Source organism: Luteibacter sp. P4_D7_3, from assembly GCF_056401735.1.
Window position 1 is genome coordinate 1 of record NZ_JBFUIT010000570.1, and the last position, 1292, is coordinate 1292.

Annotated in this window: 3 protein-coding genes; all 3 read right to left on the reverse strand. The window is 64.9% G+C overall.

Going from position 1 to position 1292, the window contains the following annotated elements; translation table 11 throughout:
* Positions 1–462 (reverse strand): DsbE family thiol:disulfide interchange protein (locus AC1DSN_RS22775; protein WP_477333125.1); only part of this gene is annotated, 462 nt, incomplete at its 3' end.
* Positions 459–629 carry a heme exporter protein CcmD gene (ccmD, locus tag AC1DSN_RS22780; protein ID WP_477333127.1) on the reverse strand — a complete coding sequence of 57 codons (171 nt, stop codon included), beginning with the start codon at positions 627–629 and terminating at the stop codon, positions 459–461. The genes ccmD and AC1DSN_RS22775, both read right to left, overlap by 4 nt.
* Before the next feature lie 6 nt (positions 630–635).
* Positions 636–1292 (reverse strand): heme ABC transporter permease (locus AC1DSN_RS22785; protein WP_477333129.1); only part of this gene is annotated, 657 nt, incomplete at its 5' end.

Here is a 1292-nt window from a genome sequence, read left to right on the forward strand (position 1 = left end):
GTCGATCGCCGCCTTGCCGTTCGGATCGACGCCGATCGCTTTGTAGGGGTTGCCGAGTTCGCCAAGGAAACGCAGCGCGTTGTCGTTGCGGTCCTTGTAGTTGATCCCGACGATGGTGAGCCGGCCGTCGTTCGCCAATTCCTTCAGGATCGGGTGTTCCTGGCGGCAGGGCACGCACCAAGAGGCGAAGACGTTGACCAGCGTCAGCTTGCCGGCGATCGCCGCGGTCGTCAGCGCTGCGGTGTTCGAGCCTTCAAGCGGCGGCAACGCCAGCGACGGCGCCTTCTTGCCGATCAGGGCCGAGGGGATGGCCGAAACGTCGCGGCCGTTGACGTCCTGGTCGTAGAGCATTTTGCCGGCGACGCCGGCAAAACCGAGGAAAATCACCAGCGGGATCAGCGGCAGCGCATAACGCGCCAGGCTTTTGCGTGGGGCGGGTTGGTTTCCGGTCTCGACGCTCATGCTGCGTCACCTGTCGGCTGGGCGGAGCGGCGGCGGATGCCGGAAGCCTCGAGTTCGGCCAGCTCTTTTTGACGCGTGCGCCCGTCTAGCCACGTCCAGGCGATCAGACAGAGGATGACGGTCRCCGCAACGGCATAAGACATGACGATATAGAACGTGTGGGTCATAGTTCCTTAAGCCTCCCGGCCGGCCAAACGTGCGGCCATGCGGCGCTGGGCGGCGACGCGGCGGCGCCAGATCTCGTTGCGCATCGCCATCACATGCAGGGTGAAGAACAGCAGGGTGAAGGCGATCGCCATGATCAGCAGCGGCCAGAGGAATTCCTGGTCGATGGTCGGGCCGCCCATGCGGATGACGCTGGCCGGCTGGTGCAGCGTGTTCCACCAGTCGACCGAGAATTTTATGATCGGGATGTTGACGAAACCGACGAGGATCAGCACGGCGGAGACGCGGGCCGCCCGCGACGGATCGTCCATGGCGCGGTTGAGCGCGATCAGGCCGAGATACATCAGGAACAGCACGAAGACCGAGGTCAGCCGGGCATCCCACACCCACCACGTGCCCCACATCGGCTTGCCCCAGAGCGAACCGGTGGCGAGCGCGATCAGCGTGAAGGCGGCGCCGAGCGGGGCGGCGGCCTTGTGGCTGACGTCGGCGAGCGGGTGGCGCCAGACCAGCGTGCCGATCGCCGAAACGGCCATCACCGTGTAGCACATCATCGACAGCCAGGCGGAGGGCACATGCACGTACATGATACGCACCGTCGCGCCCTGCTGGTAATCGCCTTCCGTCGTGAAGCTCAGATAGAGCCCGATCGCGAAGAGCATCAC